The organism is Mesorhizobium sp. M1182 (assembly GCF_040318335.1).
In the GTDB taxonomy this organism is placed as follows: domain Bacteria; phylum Pseudomonadota; class Alphaproteobacteria; order Rhizobiales; family Rhizobiaceae; genus Mesorhizobium.
Genome location: NZ_JAMYMD010000032.1, coordinates 1 through 18,777 on the forward strand (window position 1 = coordinate 1; position 18,777 = coordinate 18,777).

Annotated in this window: 16 protein-coding genes; 8 read left to right on the top strand and 8 right to left on the bottom strand. The window is 63.2% G+C overall.

Going from position 1 to position 18,777, the window contains the following annotated elements:
* Positions 1 to 372 precede the first annotated feature (372 nt).
* From NKH33_RS26675 to NKH33_RS26685, 3 genes are all read left to right on the top strand, one after another.
* The gene (locus tag NKH33_RS26675) at positions 373 to 1,221 is read left to right on the top strand and encodes a MetQ/NlpA family lipoprotein (RefSeq protein WP_352922239.1); all 849 of its coding nucleotides are present in this window, start codon (positions 373 to 375) and stop codon (positions 1,219 to 1,221) included.
* A 100-nt stretch (positions 1,222 to 1,321) separates the two neighbouring features.
* A complete protein-coding gene (locus tag NKH33_RS26680) occupies positions 1,322 to 2,419 on the top strand; it encodes a methionine ABC transporter ATP-binding protein (protein WP_502906775.1) in 1,098 nt (365 codons plus the stop codon).
* Positions 2,400 to 3,056, top strand: coding sequence for a methionine ABC transporter permease (locus NKH33_RS26685; protein ID WP_352922242.1), 657 nt, complete (start codon positions 2,400 to 2,402; stop codon positions 3,054 to 3,056). Before NKH33_RS26680 ends, NKH33_RS26685 begins: the two co-directional genes overlap by 20 nt.
* Before the next feature lie 27 nt (positions 3,057 to 3,083).
* Here the strand turns inward: NKH33_RS26685 and NKH33_RS26690 are convergent, their stop codons facing one another.
* From NKH33_RS26690 to NKH33_RS26700, 3 genes are read right to left on the bottom strand one after another with little or no spacing between them, the layout of a single operon-like run.
* Positions 3,084 to 3,827 carry a hypothetical protein gene (locus NKH33_RS26690; protein ID WP_352614251.1) on the bottom strand — a complete coding sequence of 248 codons (744 nt, stop codon included), beginning with the start codon at positions 3,825 to 3,827 and terminating at the stop codon, positions 3,084 to 3,086.
* Complete coding sequence (locus NKH33_RS26695) at positions 3,799 to 5,514, bottom strand: hydantoinase B/oxoprolinase family protein (RefSeq protein WP_352922243.1); 1,716 nt, start codon at positions 5,512 to 5,514, stop codon at positions 3,799 to 3,801. The genes NKH33_RS26690 and NKH33_RS26695 overlap by 29 nt, the downstream gene beginning before the upstream one ends.
* Before the next feature lies 1 nt (position 5,515).
* A complete protein-coding gene (locus NKH33_RS26700; RefSeq protein WP_352922246.1) occupies positions 5,516 to 7,600 on the bottom strand; it encodes a hydantoinase/oxoprolinase family protein in 2,085 nt (694 codons plus the stop codon).
* Positions 7,601 to 7,818: 218 nt separating this feature from the next.
* Here NKH33_RS26700 and NKH33_RS26705 point away from each other — a divergent pair, with 218 nt between their 5' ends.
* The 5 genes from NKH33_RS26705 (at position 7,819) to NKH33_RS26725 (ending at position 14,166) form a co-directional block, all read left to right on the top strand.
* Positions 7,819 to 8,646, top strand: coding sequence for a ferredoxin--NADP reductase (locus tag NKH33_RS26705; protein ID WP_352771472.1), 828 nt, complete (start codon positions 7,819 to 7,821; stop codon positions 8,644 to 8,646).
* Between the two features lie 163 nt (positions 8,647 to 8,809).
* Entirely contained in the window at positions 8,810 to 9,859 is a 1,050-nt protein-coding gene (gene deoC / locus NKH33_RS26710) for a deoxyribose-phosphate aldolase (protein WP_352922248.1), read from the top strand.
* Between the two features lie 13 nt (positions 9,860 to 9,872).
* Complete coding sequence (locus NKH33_RS26715) at positions 9,873 to 12,245, top strand: aldehyde dehydrogenase family protein (RefSeq protein ID WP_352922251.1); 2,373 nt, start codon at positions 9,873 to 9,875, stop codon at positions 12,243 to 12,245.
* 177 nt (positions 12,246 to 12,422) lie between these two features.
* A complete protein-coding gene (locus NKH33_RS26720) occupies positions 12,423 to 13,154 on the top strand; it encodes an SDR family oxidoreductase (RefSeq protein ID WP_352922253.1) in 732 nt (243 codons plus the stop codon).
* Between the two features lie 166 nt (positions 13,155 to 13,320).
* Complete coding sequence (locus NKH33_RS26725; RefSeq protein ID WP_352684100.1) at positions 13,321 to 14,166, top strand: fumarylacetoacetate hydrolase family protein; 846 nt, start codon at positions 13,321 to 13,323, stop codon at positions 14,164 to 14,166.
* 105 nt (positions 14,167 to 14,271) lie between these two features.
* Here NKH33_RS26725 and NKH33_RS26730 read toward each other — a convergent pair whose 3' ends face one another.
* The 5 genes from NKH33_RS26730 to NKH33_RS26750 are packed head-to-tail and all read right to left on the bottom strand — an operon-like array spanning position 14,272 to position 18,582.
* A complete protein-coding gene (locus NKH33_RS26730; protein WP_352527632.1) occupies positions 14,272 to 15,270 on the bottom strand; it encodes an ABC transporter ATP-binding protein in 999 nt (332 codons plus the stop codon).
* 15 nt (positions 15,271 to 15,285) lie between these two features.
* The gene (locus NKH33_RS26735; RefSeq protein WP_352819627.1) at positions 15,286 to 16,341 is read right to left on the bottom strand and encodes a Gfo/Idh/MocA family protein; all 1,056 of its coding nucleotides are present in this window, start codon (positions 16,339 to 16,341) and stop codon (positions 15,286 to 15,288) included.
* A 1-nt stretch (position 16,342) separates the two neighbouring features.
* Complete coding sequence (locus tag NKH33_RS26740; RefSeq protein ID WP_352614241.1) at positions 16,343 to 16,810, bottom strand: DUF4304 domain-containing protein; 468 nt, start codon at positions 16,808 to 16,810, stop codon at positions 16,343 to 16,345.
* On the bottom strand, positions 16,807 to 17,646 hold the full coding sequence (locus tag NKH33_RS26745) for a carbohydrate ABC transporter permease (RefSeq protein WP_023718923.1): 840 nt from the start codon (positions 17,644 to 17,646) through the stop codon (positions 16,807 to 16,809). The genes NKH33_RS26740 and NKH33_RS26745 overlap by 4 nt, the downstream gene beginning before the upstream one ends.
* Before the next feature lie 12 nt (positions 17,647 to 17,658).
* Positions 17,659 to 18,582: a carbohydrate ABC transporter permease gene (locus NKH33_RS26750; protein ID WP_352819623.1), complete on the bottom strand. Its 924-nt coding sequence runs from the start codon at positions 18,580 to 18,582 to the stop codon at positions 17,659 to 17,661.
* Positions 18,583 to 18,777: the final 195 nt, after the last annotated feature.

An 18,777-nucleotide genomic window follows, 5' to 3' on the forward strand; every position in this document is an offset into this window, starting at 1 on the left:
GGACCGTCCTGGTCGATCCTGGCACGCGCAGGATTGTAAAGGTCATCGAGTGAGCAAGCGCGTCGCTTTGAAGGGACATGCGGCGCGTCCAGCATTGTCGACATCCCGACGCAGAAAGGCCCGCCGTTTCGAAGCACGGCGGGCCTCATAGCGGAGACGAGGTCCGGACAATTTCTGAACCAGCATTGGCCTAGAACGCATGATCTCAGCACGCCCTGTGCTCGCCAGGCCCGAAACTTTGAGAGAATATTCCCGGCTTCGCATCTCGCGGGAAATACGGTGCTTTGATCCGACGGTCAGCATTCCCGATGATGCCGACAAGGCTTGGCACTCCGCCTGGCCGCAACGACTTCAGAACCGACGGGATAGATCATGTCTGGGAACACCAACACTTTGCTCTCATTTCTCTCCGCAAGTATAAGCTGGCGCGCCGGTCTGGCTGTACTTTTCGCGTCGGCGGTTGCGATTGTCGGCCTTGCTGCGCCGTCGCTCGCCGAGGACAAGACGGCGGTCAAGGTCGGTATCATGAGCGGCGAGGACGAGGACGTCTGGCGCGTCGTCACCGCCCAGGCGGCGGAGAGGGGCCTGACAATCGAGACCGTGGTGTTCAACGACTATACCCAGCCGAATGAAGCGCTCGAGCGTGGCGAAATCGACGCCAACGCCTTCCAGCACAAGCCCTATCTCGACAACCAGATCAAGACGCAGGGCTATCACATCGTCCCGGTCGGCTATACCGGGGTCTGGCCGATCGGCCTTTATTCCAAGAAGTACGCGAAGATTGCCGACCTGCCAGAAGGCGCGGTCATTGGCGTGCCGAACGACCCGTCCAATGAGGGCCGCGCACTGCGCGTCCTGCAGAGCGAACATCTGATCAAGCTCAGGGAAGGCACCGGCATTCTGGCGACGACCACCGACATCGCCGAAAACCCGAAGCACTTGGTCATCAAGGAGCTGGACGCAGGCATCGTCGGGCGCTCGGTGGAAGACCTCGACGCGGCCGTAGTCAACACGGATTGGGCGCTTAAAAGCGGCCTCACACCGGAGAATCGCATCGCCCAGGAGGCGGTGGCCGACAATCCCTACCGCAATTTCATCGCGGTCAAGGCCGGCAATGAAAACCAGCCCTGGGTAAAGACATTGGTCGCCTCCTATCAGAACGAAAAGGTGAAGGCCGAATTCGATCGGGTCTACAAGGGAACCGGCATCAGCGCCTATTGATGCCGAGCTCGACTGGGCGCCGAAGCCCGGCATGGTAAAGCGGTCCGCGCTTCAACGCGGACCGCGATCGCGTTTGCGGGACACCAATACAGGAACTTTCATGAACCAGCATTTCGCCTCGGTCACCGAAGTCATGCGTCCCGTCGGCGGCCGCTCCGCCGGACCGAACGATGTCGTGCGCCTCATCGAGCTGAAACGCCGCTTCGGCGCGACAGCGGCGCTGGACGGCGTGTCGCTCAGCGTGCGCCAGGGCGAGATCCTCGGCATCATCGGCCGCAGCGGCGCCGGCAAGTCGACGCTGATACGCTGCCTGAACGGCCTGGAGCGGCCGGATTCAGGACAGGTCTACATCGAAGGCCGCGACATCAGCCGGCTCGGCGAGCGCGAATTGCAGCCGCTGCGCCGGCGCATCGGCATGATCTTCCAGCATTTCAACCTGCTGTCCGCCAAGACCGTCGAAGACAATGTAGCGCTGCCGCTCAAGATCGAAGGCCGGCCCAGGGCCGAACGCCTGGCGCGCGCCGCCGAGCTGCTCGAGCTCGTCGGGCTGTCGGAGAAGGCGAAAGCCTATCCGGCGTCGCTGTCGGGCGGGCAGAAGCAGCGTGTCGGCATTGCCCGGGCGCTTGCGGCGCGCCCGGCGCTACTTTTGTCCGACGAAGCGACCTCGGCGCTCGACCCGGAGACGACGCGCTCCATCCTTGCCTTGCTGAGGGACATCAACCGGCAGCTTGGCCTGACCATCCTGCTGATCACGCATGAGATGGAGGTGATCCGCTCGATCGCCGACCGGGTCGCGGTGATCGACGCTGGGCGGATCGTCGAGCAAGGGCCGGTGTGGTCGGTCTTTGCCGACCCGAAATCGGCGATCACACAAAGCCTGCTCGGCGGCATCCGGCGGCAATTGCCGGCGGAGATCGCAAGCCAGCTAACGCAGAACGCCGGCGTGGAGGCGATCCTCAGGATCGACGTGGCCGGTGAGGCCGCGCGAAGCCCGCTTTTGTCCGATCTTGCCTCGGCAGTTCCCGGCTCGTTCCGCCTCGTGCATGGCGGCATCGATCACGTCCAGCAGCAGCCTGTCGGGACACTGTTCGTGGCGGTCGCCGGCAGCAATGAAGCTCACCTGGCAGAGGTGATCGCGTTCTTGAAAGCCCGCCAAGCGCGGGTGGAGGTGCTTGGCCATGTCGCCGGTTCTGTTTGAGCTTCTCGTCCGTTCAATCTGGGAAACGATCCTGATGACGGCCGCCTCCGGCCTCGTCTCGCTGATTTTCGGGCTGCCGCTCGGCCTGGCGCTGGTCGCCACCGACCGCGGCGGCATCGCCGAAAACCTGTGGGTGAACCGCGCGCTTGGCGCTGTCATCAACGGCTTCCGCTCGGTGCCTTTCATCATCCTGCTGGTCGCGCTGATCCCGGTGACGCGGCTGATCGTCGGCACCTCGATCGGCACCTGGGCAGCGATCGTGCCGCTGTCGATCGCGGCGACGCCCTACTACGCCCGGATCGCCGAAGTGTCGCTGCGCGAGGTCGACCACGGGCTGATCGAGGCAGCACGCGCCATGGGCGGCAACCGCTGGACGATTATTCGAGAGGTGCTGGTGCCGGAAGCGTTGCCGGGCATCGTCGCCGGCTTCACGGTGACGCTGGTGACGCTGATCGGCGCCTCGGCCATGGCCGGCGCCATCGGCGCCGGCGGCCTCGGCGACCTCGCCATCCGCTACGGCTACCAGCGCTTCGAGACGTCCGTCATGATCGCCGTTGTCATCGTCCTGATCATCCTGGTCTGCGGCATCCAGTGGGCCGGCGACCGGCTGGTCGCGAGGCTGGACCACAGAGCGTGACCGGCGAACCGCGGCCAATCAACGCCTTTAATTTCTGAGAAAGTTCAGATTGTTCTCGATGGTCTCGCTGGCCCAAGCGAGCTTTTCGCGATCGTCGGGGCGCAAGGGAGCCTCGACCGCGACGGTGAACAAGTGCCAGGCGAGACTGTCGGATAGAAGCCATGTGGTGACCTGTTCGCTGAAGATCACGTGCCCCTTATCGAGTGTCTTGATGTTGCCGGTAATCAAGTCCGCACAGTGCAACATGGCCTCGGGGTAAGGGCTATCACGCCATGCCGCTAATGCAGCTGCTACATCCATTCCGGCAAGCACTATGCCCTCCAGCCAGGGAACCGCGTTCCCTTCATCGGGATGCATGGTCATCGCTTTTCGCCAGGCAGCCTGAAACAGCTCCTCGACAGCCTGCTGTTCTTCCAACGGCCAATCGCGCCAGGAGGTCCTTTCGAGCTTTGCGGCAATCACGTTGGCGTCGAACCCCATCGAAGGTTCGCCTTGGATGGCAAGTTCAAGCACTCTCGGCAGAAAGTGCCGGTAGTCATCGACGTCGCCGACCGTCCATATGGCCGATCCGGCATAGGCGCCGAGGTTTTCACCACTGAGCTCCCGAAGCGGACCACTGGATACTCCCCGAAAGATCGATTCCAAATCCTTGTACGGCGAGCCATGCAGGTGGCGGGGCGATGGATAAGACGCGAAAGCGGCATAGACGCGTTCGACTGCGTGGGCCAGTTCAGACGAGAGATCAGCCTCCAGGGGATTTGGGTTGCTCATCCGCTACGACTCCGAACAGGTCTCTGGCTTGCTCTGCGGTATAGTAGCCAAGCTTGACATCCCGAGCGACCAATTGCGGATCGCGCTGCAACGGATCGCCGTAGCCGCCGCCGCCCGGCGTGCCGACGCGCACGCGGTCGCCTGTCTTCAGCGCGATGTCCTGTTCCTTGGAGAGGTGCTGCGGCACATGTTCCTCGCCGTTGCGGAACACGGTGACCGTGTTGACCGCGCCGTCCTTGCCGCCGAGCGCGCCTTGCGGGCCGAAGCGGCCGTGATCCATGACGAAAGAGGCGCGGGCGTCGCCGCGCAGGATCTCTACCTCATAGGCGAGCCCAAACCCGCCGCGGTGCTTGCCGGCGCCGCCCGAGCCTTCGCGCAGCGCATAATGCCGGTAGAGCACCGGGAAGGCCTGCTCCATGATCTCGACCGGCGGCGACTTGGAGATGCCGATGGTAGAGCAGCCATTGGTCAGGCCGTCGTGACCGGCATTGCCGCCATAGCCGCCGCCGGAGATCTGGTACATGACATAATCGCGGCCACGGACCGGATCGTTGCCGCCGAGCGCGAAATTGCCGCTGGAGCCAGCCGGAGCCGCCGTCACCCTGTCCGGCAGGGCCTGCACCATCGCCGCGAACACCGCCTCGGCGATGCGCTGCGAAACCTCAGCCGCGCAGCCCGATACCGGCCGCGGATATTTGGCGTCGAGGAAGGTGCCTTCCGGCCGCTTGACGATCAGCGGCTCGAAGGCGCCGGCGCTGATCGGCACATCGGGGAAAATGTGCCGCATGGCGAGATAGACCGAGGACAAGGTCGTCGCCAGCACGCTGTTCATCGGCCCAGCGCAGGGCTTTGACGAACCGGAGAAGTCGAAGCTGAGCGTGTCGCCCTGTTTTTCGGCCGCCAGCGCGATAGTCAGCGGCTCGTTTACCACGCCGTCTGAATCGACGAAGGCCTGCGAGCGATAGATTCCGTCGGGAATGGCCGATATGTTGACGCGCATCTGTTCAGCGGCGCGGCGCCGCAATTCGGCGATCGCTTCGACAACCGTTTCATCTCCGTAACGATCCAGGATTCCGTTAAGCCTGTCCTGGCCGATCAGCAGTGCCGCCGCCTGCGCGCGGATATCGCCAATGCGCTGGTCGGCGACACGGATGTTGGAGCAGATGATGGCGTAGATCTCCGGGTCGAGCACGCCCTTCTTGAACAGTTTCACCGGCGGCAACCGCAAGCCTTCCTGCTCGACCGCCGTTGCCGAGGCGGAGAATCCGCCCGGCACCGAACCGCCAATGTCGGGCCAATGGCCGGTGTTCGAAAGCCAGCAGAATATCCTGCCGTCGCGGTAGACCGGCATGGCGAAGCGCACATCCATGAGATGGGTGCCGCCGAGATAGGGATCATTGACGATGTAGATATCGCCCGGCTCGGGCGGCAGGCAGCGTCCGTCGGCGATCATCTCGATCACGGTTTTGGTCGAATACTGCATGACGCCAACGAACACCGGCAGGCCCTGGCTGCCTTGCGCGATCAGCGAACCATCGAGCGCCGAATAGATGCCATCCGAACGGTCATTGGCCTCGGCGATGACAGGCGAGAACGCGGCGCGCGAAAATGTCAGGTCCATTTCGTCGCAGACTTGCTGTAGCGCCGCCTGGATGACCGAAAGGGTGATGGCGTCGAGTTTTTCCATCTCAGGCCTCGCCGATATCGATGATGATGTTGCCGTCGGCATCCGATCGCGCCCGGTCGCCGGGCTCCAGCACAGTCGTCGCGTCCATCTGTTCGAGGATCGCCGGCCCCATGATGACTGCGCCGAGCGGCAGCTTTTCCCTGCTGTAGACCGGCGTATCGTACCAGCGCCCGCCATACCAGACCGGCCGGATTTCGCGCCGCGCCTCTTCGAGCGTTTTGGCGCGCCCAGCCGGATCGATCAGCCGGGACAGATCGATGGTCGGCCGCACGCCAGTGACCGACGTGTTGAGGTTGACCAGATTGGCGCGGATCTCGGGTAGCTCGACCTTGAAGCGGGCGAAATAGGCACTCTCGAACAGTTGTTGCAGTACCTCGCGTGTCACCGCAGACGACGGCAGCGGCACGTTGATGATATGCGTCTGGCCGACGAACTGCATGTCGGCGGAATGCGTGATACGGATTGCTTCCGGCTTCACCGCTTCCTTGCCGATCAGCTCCTCGCCTTCGTTTCGGTGCCGTTCCAATGTCTCGTGGAGTTGGGTTTCATCGAGACTGGCCACCGGCTGGTTGACCGTGTTGACGAAATCATGGCGCAGATCGGCGACGACGCAGCCGAGAGCATTGGTGATGCCCGGCCGCGCCGGCACCAGCACTTTCGGCAGGCCTAGTTCGCGCGCCAATGCCGTCGCATGCAGCGGCCCGGCGCCGCCGAAGGCGAACAGCGCGAAATCGCGCGGGTCGTGGCCGCGCGACACCGAGACCATGCGGATGGCGCCAGCCATTTTCACGTTGCCGAGCCGCAGCACCGCACCCGCCGCCTCGACGCCGGACAAGCCTGTGGCGCGGCCGATCCTGTCCTCGAATATACCGGTGACCCGCTCGACGGTGACCGGGTTTTCCACCGCGAGCAGCTTCTTCGGCGCCAGCCTGCCGAGCACCAGATTGGCGTCGGTGATGGTCGGCTCCAAGCCGCCGCGTCCGTAGCAGATTGGCCCGGGATTGGCGCCGGCGCTTTCCGGGCCGATCTGGATCAGGCCGGCCGCATCGACGCGGGCGATCGAGCCGCCGCCGGCGCCGACCGTATGCACCGCCACCATTGGCACGTGGATCGGCATCGCATATTCGATCTCGATCTCGTTCGACACCGCCGGCTCGGCGTTGCGGATCAGCGCCACGTCGGTCGAGGTGCCGCCCATGTCATAGGTGACCAGGTTTTCGAAGCCGGCGCGTTTTCCGGTATAGGCGGCAGCGATGACGCCGGAAGCGGGGCCGGACATGACGGTCTTGGCCGACTCACGTGTGACAAAGCGGGCCGAGATCATGCCGCCATTGCCGTTCATGATCAGGAAGTCGCGGGCGTAGCCTTTTGACGCCAGCTCCTTGCGCAGCCGCTCGACATAGCGTTCGAGGATCGGTTGCACCGAAGCGTTGACCGAAGCGGTCACCCCGCGCTCGAATTCGCGCGCTTCCGAAAGCAGGGCGTGGCCTGTCGTGATGTAGCCGTTCGGCCAAAGCTCGGCCGCGATCTCGGCGGCGCGCCGCTCATGCGCCGGGTTGGCGTAGGAATGCAGGAAATGGATGACCAGGGATTCGCAGCCGGCTGCGATCAGTTGTGAAATCGCTGTCCGCATCTCGGCCTCGTCGAGCGGGATGCGCGCCGCGCCCGAGGCCTCGACCCGCTCCGACACTTCGAACCGCAGATTGCGCGGAATGATCGGGACGAACGTGCCCGTCATGCCATAGGCCTGCGGCCGTGTCCGCCGGCCAAGCTCGATGACGTCGCGAAAGCCGCGCGTGGTGATCATGCCGGTCTTGGCCAGCCGGCGCTCCAGGACCGCGTTGGTGGTGGTCGTCGTGCCGTGCACGATGAGGTCGATGCCGTCGACCGGAAAGCCGGTGGCGCCAAGTGCTGCAACGACGCCGAACGCCTGGTTGTCGACCGTGGTCGGGGTCTTGGCGATATGCACCCGGCCACCGTCACGGCCGTCGATCAGAAGGAGGTCGGTAAAAGTTCCGCCGACATCGATGCCGGCGACGACGCCGCCAGTCGAATCCAGCGCTTGCGCCGAAAAATTCTGTCCCATTGTCGAAACCCGAAATGCCCGAACTGCCTAGATGCCTTAGTTTGGAAAGCTGTTTTACGGTGGCGTCTTGACGCAAATATCGTTTGTATACTAATAAATTCCGGACACAAGAGCTTACCGCTTCGGAGTGTGCAAACGGCACGCTGGAACCTGACCGGTTCGGGCGCGCAGGTGGAGATTTGGCGCCGGCGCTGAGCCGGCCCAGAAGGTTAGGTTTGATGAACACCACATCCGCGTTCAACACAGCCGGCGCCCGGCCGCTGCAGTTCCCGATACCGGCCAATGTCTATGCCGAAACCGTCGTCTCGGTGAAGCATTATACCGACCGGCTGTTTTCGTTCCGCATCACCCGGCCGCAGTCGCTGCGCTTCCGCTCCGGCGAATTCGTCATGATCGGCCTGCCCAATGCCGAGAAGCCAGTATTCCGCGCCTATTCGATCGCCAGCCCGTCCTGGGACGACGAACTCGAATTCTTCTCGATCAAGGTGCCGGACGGCCCGCTTACCTCGGAGCTGCAGAAAATCGGGATCGGCGATACAGTCATCATGCGGCAGAAGTCGACCGGCACGCTGGTGGTCGACGCGCTGACGCCGGCCAAGCGCCTGTTCATGATCTCGACAGGTACCGGCATCGCACCCTTCGCCAGCCTGCTGCGCGATCCCGACACCTATGAGAAGTTCGAGCAGGTGGTCCTGACCCATACCTGCCGCGACAATGCCGAGCTCACCTACGGCCAGGAGCTGGTGACAGCGCTTGAGAAGGACCCGCTGATCGGCGAACTGACCGGCGGCCGCGTCACGCTGTATAATTCGACGACGCGCGAGACCTCCGTGCGCATGGGCCGCATCACCGCGCTGATCGGCTCGGGCAAATTCTACACCGATCTCGGCATCGACAGGCTCAATCCCGAGACCGACCGCATCATGATCTGCGGCTCGATGCATATGCTCAAGGACGTCAAGGAACTGGCCGAAAGCCTCGGCTTCCAGGAAGGCTCGCTGCACCATCCGGCAAGCTTCGTCGTCGAGCGCGCCTTCGTCGGCTGAGACGCGCAGCTCAGCGTCCACTGGTTCGAGACCCTGATTTTGATCATGCGGTCAAAAATCTGGCTGCCTTGACCGCCTTTTTCCGCTATGACTGCTTGAAGGACTCGTGAAGCGCTGCTTCACGGTCTATCTTCGGCATAAGTCGCTGAACAAGGGGCAGGAGATGAGCAGCACAATCCGCGAAACCGATCTCGGCACGTCCAAGATCACGCCGCTGCCGGCGCGCGCCGCCGCCAATGCGCCGATGCCGCAAGCCCATGGCATTGCTCGCAATCCCGGCATGAGGCTCGATCTCGGCTTCATGGAATCGATGCGCGGCGTCAACCGCTCGGCGCTGGAACGCCGCGTCGCCAGCCTGACCAAAAGACGCTCGATCAAGGCCGATAACCAGGCGGCCTGGCTGCTGCGCGCCGTCGCCTGCATGGACCTGACGACGCTGAACTCGAACGACACGGAAGAGCGTGTGCGCAGGCTCTGTGCCAAGGCGGTCAACCCGTTCCGTCGCGACATCGTCGAGGGGCTGGGCATTACTGGTGAAAAGATCCGCCCGGCGGCGGTCTGCGTCTATCATCCCTTCGTCGCCACCGCCGTAGAAGCGCTGCGCGGCAGCGGCGTCCATGTCGCCGCCGTTTCGACCGCCTTCCCGCATGGCCTTGCACCGCTTTCGACGCGCCTGCAAGAGATCGAAGCATCGGTCCGCGACGGTGCCGACGAGATCGACGTCGTCATCCCGCGCGGCCTGGTATTCGGGGCGAAATGGCAGGAGCTCTATAACGAGATTGTCTCGATGCGCGCCGCTTGCGGCGAGGCCCATCTGAAGGTGATCCTCGGCACCGGCGACCTCGCGACGCTGCGCAACGTCATGCTCGCCTCGATGGTGGCGATGATGGCGGGTGCAGATTTCATCAAGACCTCGACCGGCAAGGAAAGCGTCAACGCGACGCTGCCGGTCGGCCTTGCCATGGTACGCGCCATCCGCGCCTATTTCGAGGAAACCGGCTATCTCATCGGCTTCAAGCCGGCCGGTGGCATTTCCACGGCAAAAGCCTCGCTCGACTGGCTGGTGCTGATGAAAGAAGAACTGGGCCGGCCGTGGCTGGAGCCGGAGCTGTTCCGCTTCGGAGCATCGAGCCTTTTGACCGACATCGAGCGCCAGCTCGAGCATCATCTGACCGGCCACTACTCGGCCAATCATCGCCACGCGATGGCGTGATTCGGAGCGCGCCATGAACATTCTCGAACGCTATCACGCCATGGAATACGGCCCGGCGCCGGAGGCGCGCAACGAGGCGGATGCGTGGCTTGCCGCGCGGGATTTCGGCAAAGCGCTGTTTATCGGCGGCGACTGGAAGGCAGCCAGCGGAGGCAAAACCTTCGACACCAGCGATCCGTCCTCGAGAAAGCTGCTGGCCAAGGTGTCGGATGCCGGTGCCGCCGATATCGACGCGGCGGTTTCGGCCGCCACAAAAGCGCTGCCGAAATGGAGCGCCAGCACCGGTTATCAACGCGCCAAAGTGCTCTACGCGATCGGCCGCGCCATGCAGCGCCACCAACGGCTGTTCGCGGTGTTGGAATCGATCGACAACGGCAAGCCGATCCGCGAAAGCCGCGACATCGACGTGCCGCTGGCCATCCGCCATTTCATCCATCATGCCGGCTGGGCGCAGGCGCTGGACAGGGATTTTCCAGGCCATAAGGGGGTCGGCGTCGTCGGCCAGATCATCCCGTGGAACTTCCCGCTCTTGATGCTGGCCTGGAAGATCGCGCCGGCGCTCGCCGCCGGCTGCACCGTGGTGCTCAAACCCGCGGAATTCACGCCGCTCACCGCCATCCTGTTCGCCGAGATCTGTGAACGATCAGGCGTGCCGAAGGGCGTCGTCAACATCGTCCAGGGCGGGCCGGAAGCGGGTGGGGCAATCGTCAATCATCCCGGCATCCAGAAGATTGCCTTCACCGGTTCGTCCGAGGTCGGCAAGATCATCCGCAAAGCCACCGCCGGTTCGGGCAAGAAACTGTCGCTGGAGCTTGGCGGCAAGTCGGCATTCGTCGTTTTCGAGGATGCCGACCTCGACAGCGCCGTCGAGGGTCTGGTCGACGGTATCTGGTTCAACCAAGGTCAGGTGTGCTGTGCCGGCTCGCGCCTTCTGGTGCAGGAAGGCATCGCCGATGCCTTCATCGCCAAGGTCAAGACGCGGATGAGCCGGCTGCGCGTCGGCAGCCCGCTCGACAAGAACACCGATATCGGCCCGCTGGTCGACTTGACTCAGCTCGATCGCGTCAAGGGCCTGATCGCCGAAGGCGCCAAGCAGGGCGCGATCTGCTGGCAGCCGGACTCGGCACTGCCCGCCGCGGGCTATTACCATCTGCCAACGCTGGCGACAGGTGTTTCGCCGGCTAACATCCTGGCACAGGAAGAGGTGTTCGGGCCGGTGCTCGCCACTATGACCTTCCGCAACACCGAGGAAGCGATCGAGCTCGCCAACAACACACGCTATGGCCTGGCCGCTTCGGTGTGGAGCGAGAACATCAATCTTGCCCTGCACGTCGCGCCGCAATTGAAGGCCGGCGTCGTCTGGGTCAACGGCACCAATATGTTCGACGCCTCCTGCGGCTTCGGCGGCTACCGCGAGAGCGGCTTTGGCCGCGAAGGCGGGCGCGAAGGCATGTTCGAATATCTCTCGGCAAAACTGCCGCTCGGCCCGATCATCAAACCGGCAACGTCGTCGGCCCGACCTGTCGAGCAGGCGGAAGGTGGCGCCATCGACCGCACGGCAAAGCTGTTCATCGGCGGCAAGCAGGTCCGGCCGGACGGCAATTATTCCTTCGCCATCGCCAGCGCCAAGGGCAAGCTTGCCGGCGAGATCGGTCTCGGCAACCGCAAGGATATCCGTGACGCCGTCGCGACCGCGCGCGCCTGCAAGGCCTGGCCGGAGGCGACCGCCTACAACCGCAGCCAGGTGCTCTATTACCTGGCCGAAAACCTTTCCGGCCGCGCAGACGAGTTTGCCGCCCGTTTGACCCAGCTCACCGGCGCGACCGCCAAGGCGGCGCGTGACGAGGTCGAGCTGTCGATCGAGCGCCTTTTCCTCTATGCCGGCTTGGCCGACAAATTCGAGGCCCGCGTCCACCAGCCGCCGGCCCGCGCCGTCACATTGGCGCTGCACGAGCCAGTCGGCGTCGTCGGCATCATCGCGCCGGACAATGCGCCTCTGCTTGGCCTGATCTCGCTGGTGGCGCCGGCGCTTGCCATGGGCAACACCGTAGTCGCAGTGCCATCCGAAAAATACCCGCTGCTTGCCACCGACCTCTACCAGGTCATCGAATATTCCGACGTTCCGGCAGGGGCCATCAATATCGTCACCGGCCGTAGCGCCGAGCTTGCCGGCGTATTGGCCAAGCATGACGATGTCGACGGGCTCTGGGTGTTCGCCGATGCCGAGACTTGCGCCAAGGCCGAGGCCGAGTCCATCGGCAATCTCAAACGCGTCTGGACCGGCAACGGCCACAGCCTCGACTGGCCCTCGAACGAAGCAGCCGGCGATGCCTTGCTGCGCCGTGCGATTGAGGTCAAGAACGTCTGGGTGCCATACGGCGACTGAGTGTCCCGGAGGGACGTCCGGGCTTGACGGGCCAACAAATGTTCTTTACCGAGAAAAAACATTTGGCCGGCAGGCGAATATCGAAACAGGCGGGATGGTAGTGCCCGGCTGGCACATTGCGCCCCGGCCTAATGCCGGTAAAAAGCCGAACGATCACAGACGGGCGAGGAGAAAAGCATGGCGGATCTGACAGGCAAAATCGTTGTCGTCACGGCGGCGGCGCAAGGCATCGGCCGGGCGAGCGCGCTGGCGTTCGCCAAGGCCGGCGCCGTCGTCCATGCCACCGACATTAACGAGGTGGTGCTCGCCGACCTCGGCAAGACGCCCGGTATCAAGACCCGCAAGCTCGACGTGCTGAACGACGAGGCGGTGAACGCCGCTTTTGCCGAGATCGGCGCCGTCGACGTGCTGTTCAACTGCGCCGGCTTCGTCCATTCCGGCTCGATCCTCGAGATGAAGGACGGCGATCTCGACTTTGCCTATGATCTCAATGTCCGCTCGATGATCCGCGCCATCCGCGCCGTGCTGCCCGGCATGCTGGAGCGCGGGGACGGCTCGATCATCAACATGGCGTCGCTGGCCAGTTCGACCAAGGGCGTGCCGAACCGCTTCGTCTATGGCCTAACCAAGGCAGCCGTCATCGGCCTGACCAAGTCGGTCGCCGCCGACTATGTCGGCAAAGGCATACGCTGCAATGCGATCTGTCCGGGCACGGTCGAAAGCCCGTCGCTGCAGGACCGCATGCATGCGCAGGGCGACTACGAAGCAGCTCGCGCCGCCTTCATCGCCCGCCAGCCGATGGGCCGCCTCGGCACGCCCGAGGAAATCGCCGATCTCGCCGTCTATCTGGCCGGCGCCACCTATACGTCGGGGCAGGCTTATAATATCGACGGTGGCTGGTCGATCTAAGAGGCCATTTAAAAACCCTACTCCGCCGGGCGCCTGACGCGGCTTTCTGCGCTTCCGGTGCTCACGTACTTTAAGTACGCTCCGCTCCGGTTCTCGAAACCCACGCCATTCGCCGCAGCGGAGCGAGTTTGCAAACGGCCTCTGGTCGCAACTGGGAGAAAACTGCATGAAACTGCTGCGCTATGGCGAGGCGGGGAGCGAACGCCCCGGCCTGCTCGATGCCGATGGAACGATCCGCGACCTCTCCGCCCATGTCACCGACATTGCCGGCAAGGCGCTTGACCCGGCATCGCTCGAGACATTGTCGAAGCTCGACCCGAAGACGCTACCGGCGGTTTCCGGCAAGCCACGCATCGGCGCCTGCGTCGCCGGCACCGGCAAATTCATCTGCATCGGTCTCAACTATTCCGACCATGCTGCCGAAACCGGCGCCACCGTGCCGCCGGAGCCGATCATCTTCATGAAGGCAAGCTCGGCTATTGTCGGGCCGAACGACGACGTGCTGATCCCGCGCGGCTCGGTGAAGACCGACTGGGAGGTCGAGCTCGGCGTGGTGATCGGCAAGACTGCAAAGTATGTCACCGAGGCCGAGGCGCTTGATTATGTCGCCGGCTATTGCGTCGCGCACGACGTCTCCGAGCGCGCCTTCCAGGCCGAGCGCCAGGGCCAGTGGACCAAGGGCAAGTCCTGCGACACGTTCGGGCCGATCGGCCCGTGGCTGGTGACCAAGGACGAGATCAAGGACCCGCAGAACATCCCGATGTGGCTGACGGTCAACGGCAAGACCATGCAGAACGGCTCGACCAAGACCATGGTCTTCGGCGTCGCTTATCTCGTCTCCTATCTCAGCCAGTTCATGTCGCTGCACCCGGGCGACATCATCTCTACCGGCACGCCGCCCGGCGTCGGCCTCGGCATGAAGCCGCCGGTCTTCCTGAAGCCCGGCGACGTGGTCGAGCTCGGTATCGAAGGGCTGGGCATCCAGAAGCAGACGTTCAAGGCGGATTTGTAGGCGGCGCTTTGCCTTCTCCCCTGGGGGCTAGCGTGCGCACACATCTGCTTCGGAGAGGTGTGCGCACGCTAGCCCACAAGGGGAGAAGGGGAGTCGGCACCTGCGCTATTTCAGCACCTTCCCATCGGCCCCAAACCGGTATGTCTTTGCCGGATCCGGCGTCGCGTAGAGCGTGGCACCCGGTTCGGCGTTATAGACGCCAAAAATGCGCACTGTGATCAAGCCGGCCTTCTCGCAGTCGAGATAGAGATTGGTGTCGGCGCCAAGGTGCTCGGCATGGACAACCGTGCCTTTCCAGGCACCGGATTTCGGATCGACGGTCAGGTGCTCGGGGCGGACACCAATGGTCTTGGCCGTCTCGCCAAGCCTGGCCCCGTCGACGAAGTTCATCTTCGGTGAGCCGATGAAGCCGGCGACGAATTCATTTGCCGGCGAATTGTAAAGCTCCATCGGTCCGCCGATCTGCTCGATCTTTCCCGCGTTCAGCACGACGATCTTGTCGGCCAGTGTCATCGCCTCGACCTGGTCGTGGGTGACATAGATCATCGTGGCCTTCAGCCGGCGATGCAATTGCGCGATCTCCAGCCTGGTGTTGACGCGCAGTGCGGCGTCGAGGTTCGACAGCGGCTCGTCGAACAGAAAAAGCTTGGGCTCACGCACCACGGCGCGGCCGATGGCGACGCGCTGGCGCTGGCCGCCGGACAACTCGGCCGGCCGCCTCGAGAGGTAGGGCTCCAGCGACAGCATCGAGGAAGCGATGCCGATGCGGCGGTCGATCTCGGCCGCCGGCGTGCCCGCCTGCTTGAGGCCGAGGCCCATATTGTTCTTCACAGTCAGATGCGGATAGAGCGCATAGGTCTGGAACACCATGGCGATACCGCGCTTGGCCGGCGGCGTGGCGGAGACGTCCGCCCCGTCGATCACCACGCGGCCCGAGGTCGAGTCCTCCAGCCCGGCAATGACCCTGAGCAGCGTCGACTTCCCGCAACCGGATGGACCGACGAAGACGACGAACTCGCCATCCGTCACCTCGAGGTTGATGCCCTTCAGCACCTCGACCGGCCCAAAGGCTTTTTTCACGTTCTCGATGTTCAGCGAGCCCACGGCTTCGTCCCTGTTCTAGAGTTTCACGGCGAGGCCGCTGCGCACGCTCTCGTCTGCGGCAAGGCAGACGGCGAGCGACTTCACCGCGTCGTCCATGTGGCGGGTCAAGTCCAGATCCTCGCGGATCGCCTTCAGCACAAACGCCTGTTCCAGGTCGCAGAGGTCCTGATGGCCGGGCTCGCCTTGCATCGACAGCATTTCGTCCGGTTTCGCGAACTTGCCGTCGGCGCCGGTCGCCGCGCTGTGCAGGCGGATGGTCGAGGTCTTGGTGTGGGTGTCGATGTCGTCGGACCTGACACCCTCCTTCATGACGATCGACACGCAGCCATTGGGCGAGATCACGTCCTTGACGAAGAAAGCCGTCTCCGAAATCATCGGCCCCCAGCCGGCCTCGTACCAGCCGACCGAACCGTCGTCGAATAGCACCTGCAGATGACCGTAATTGTACATTGACGGCGCGATCTCGTCGCTCAGCCTCAGCCCCATGCCGCGCACCTCGACTGGCCTGGCGTCGGTGATCTGCAGCATCACGTCGAGATAATGCACGCCGCAATCGACGATCGGCGATGTCGTCTGCATCAACTGCTTGTGCGTCTCCCAGCTATGGCCGGAGGATTGCTGGTTGAGGTTCATGCGGAACACGTAAGGGCCGCCGAGCTTGCGCGCCTCGGCGATCAGCCGGATCCAGGACGGGTGATGGCGCAGGATGTAGCCGATCACCAGTTTTTTGCCGTTGGCCTTGGCTGCCGCGACCACGCGCTTTGCATCGGCGACCGTCGTTGCCAGCGGCTTTTCGACGAAGACATGGCAGCCGGCCTCGAATGCACTGACCGCATAGTCGGCATGGCTGTCGGAATAGGTAGCGATGCAGGCGACATCGGGCTTTTCGTCGCGTAGCGCCTCGTCGAAGGAACGCCGGATGGCGTAGGTCGAAAGCCCTTCCGGCAGCGGCACATCGGAGCGGTTGACCAGCGCGGCGATCTGGAATCCCGGATTGGTGTGATACGCCAACGCATGGCTGCGCCCCATATTGCCGAGGCCGGCGATGACAACGCGAAGGGGTTGGTCCATTTCAGTTTGCCTTTAGTAGAGCGCGGGCTTTCAGGTCCATCCTAATACTCGATCCATACTCACTGGCGATCTGCAGAGCAGCCTTTTCGCTTTCACAACGTGCCAGAAGTCCGAACCCGTATGTATCGACTCCCTCTTTGATCAGAGAAGACCTCCGGTCGTCCGGCAACGGACGATCCAGATCCAGCGCCTCGGTGAATGCCTTGGATTGCTCGCTAACCATCAGGGAGTTGACACGCCAGACGATATGACAGTTGTATTCCTTCGGTCGACGCTCGATCCCGAACCGAGTCAGCCAGACAGCTGCATTGAGATAGAACTGCGGTCCCCAGGCAGACTTCTGAAGGTTAAGCAGACAGACCGTTTCCGGCCATTCGCGATAATAGTTTGTTTTGCGAACGCCGCGGAATCTGTGGCGGATTGCCGACTCGGTGAGGCCTCGACTGATCGCGTCCCGACCCTCACTCACTTGACCGCTCCCGAAGTGATGCCGCGGATCAGCTGCCGCGAGAAGATGACGTAGAGGATCAGCACCGGCATGATCGCCAGCGACAGTGCCGCCAGGATGGCATTCCAGTTGGTGACGAACTGGCCGAGGAACAGTTGCGCGCCGAGCGTCACCGTCTTGGTTTCCTCCGACGGCGCCAGGATCAGCGGGAACCACAGATCGTTCCAGATCGGGATCATGGTGAAGACGGCGACCGTTGCCATAGATGGCCTGACCAGCGGCAACACCAGGCGGAAGAAGATGGTGTATTCCGATAGCCCGTCGATGCGGCCGGCGTTCTTCAGGTCGTCGGAGACCTGCTTCATGAATTCCGACAGGATGAAGACGGCAAGCGGCAGGCCCTGCGCCGTGTAGACCAGGATCAGCGCCGTCAGCGTGTTGACCAGCCCGCTCGCCACCATCAGCTGCAGGATGGCGACGGTGCCGAGGCGGATCGGGATCATGATGCCGAGCGCCAGATAGAGCCCCATCAGCGAATTGCCGCGGAAGCGGTATTCCGACAGCGCGAAGGCAGCCATGGCGCCGAACAAAAGCACGAAGAACAGCGAGGCGACGGTGACGACAAGGCTGTTCTGGAAATAGTGGATGAAGTCGCCCTGGCCGATCACCGTGGTGTAGCCGATCAGGTCGAAGGTCCCTGGCGTCGGCGGCGTCAGCGGCGCGCCGAAAATCCCTGCGCGCGATTTGAACGAATTCATGATCACGAGGATGACCGGAAAAAGCGCGATTGCGGTGTAGGTCAGAAGGATCGCATGCGCGCCGATGGTGCGGGGCAGCGAGCGGGTTGCGGTGCTCATGGTCGCGCTCCCCTAAAACTGGTAGCGACGCAAGCGCGTCTGTACGAGGAACAGATAGACGCAGACGCCGCCGAGGATGATCAGGAACATCATCGTGGCGATCGCCGCGCCCATGTTGGGATCGCCGACCTGCAGCTGGAAACCGAAGAAGGCGCGGTAGAGGAAGGTGCCGAGAATATCCGTTGAATAGTTCGGCCCGGCCAGCGCGCCTTGCGCGGTGTAGATCAGGTCGAAAGCGTTGAAGTTGCCGACGAAGGTCAGGATCGAGATGATGCCGATCGACGGCAGGATGAGCGGCAGCTTGATCTTCCAGAACTGCGCCATCCCAGTGATGCCGTCGCATTCGGCCGCTTCGATCACCTCTTCGGGAATGGACAGCAGTGCCGCATAGATCAGCATCATCGGGATGCCGACGAACTGCCACACCGAGATCAGGCTGAGCGCGGTCAGCGCATATTGCGCCTTGCCGAGCCAGGGCGTGAACAGGCTTTTCAGGCCGACAAGGTCCATCATATGCGGCGCCACGCCCCATAGCGGCGACAGGATCAGCTTCCAGGCGAAGCCGACGATGACGAAAGACAGGATCGTCGGCACGAAGATCGCCGTGCGGTAGAAGGCGGAAAACCGTAGCCTGGGGCTGGACAGAAGTGCGGCCAAAAGGACGCCGATCGGGTTCTGCACCAGCATGTGGATGATGAAGAACCAGACATTGTTCCTGAGCGCGTTCCAGAAATTGACCGACCAGTTGGGATCACCGAACAGCATGCGGAAATTTTCCAGTCCGACGAAGACCTGCGACTGGTTGATGTTGCGGAACAGCGACAGCTGCAGCGTGCCGGCCAGCGGCAGGATCATGATCGCCGTATAGACCAGCAGCGCCGGCGCCAGGAAAACGCCGATATGCCAACGGAACGGTCTTTTCAGTGCTGCGGCCATGCGTTCGGTCCCCGCCGATCAGGTCTTGCTATTGCCGCCAAAGGGCGCGGCGCCTCCCTCCCCCTCGAGGGGAGGGTACCTCGCAAAGCGAGGCGGGTGGGGTCGGCAGAGGAGCACGCCATCGTCGTTCGACCGTGCTTTCCAGCAGCGATCAAGCCGCAGTCTGCCTCGACCGACCCCCTCTGTCGCCTTCGG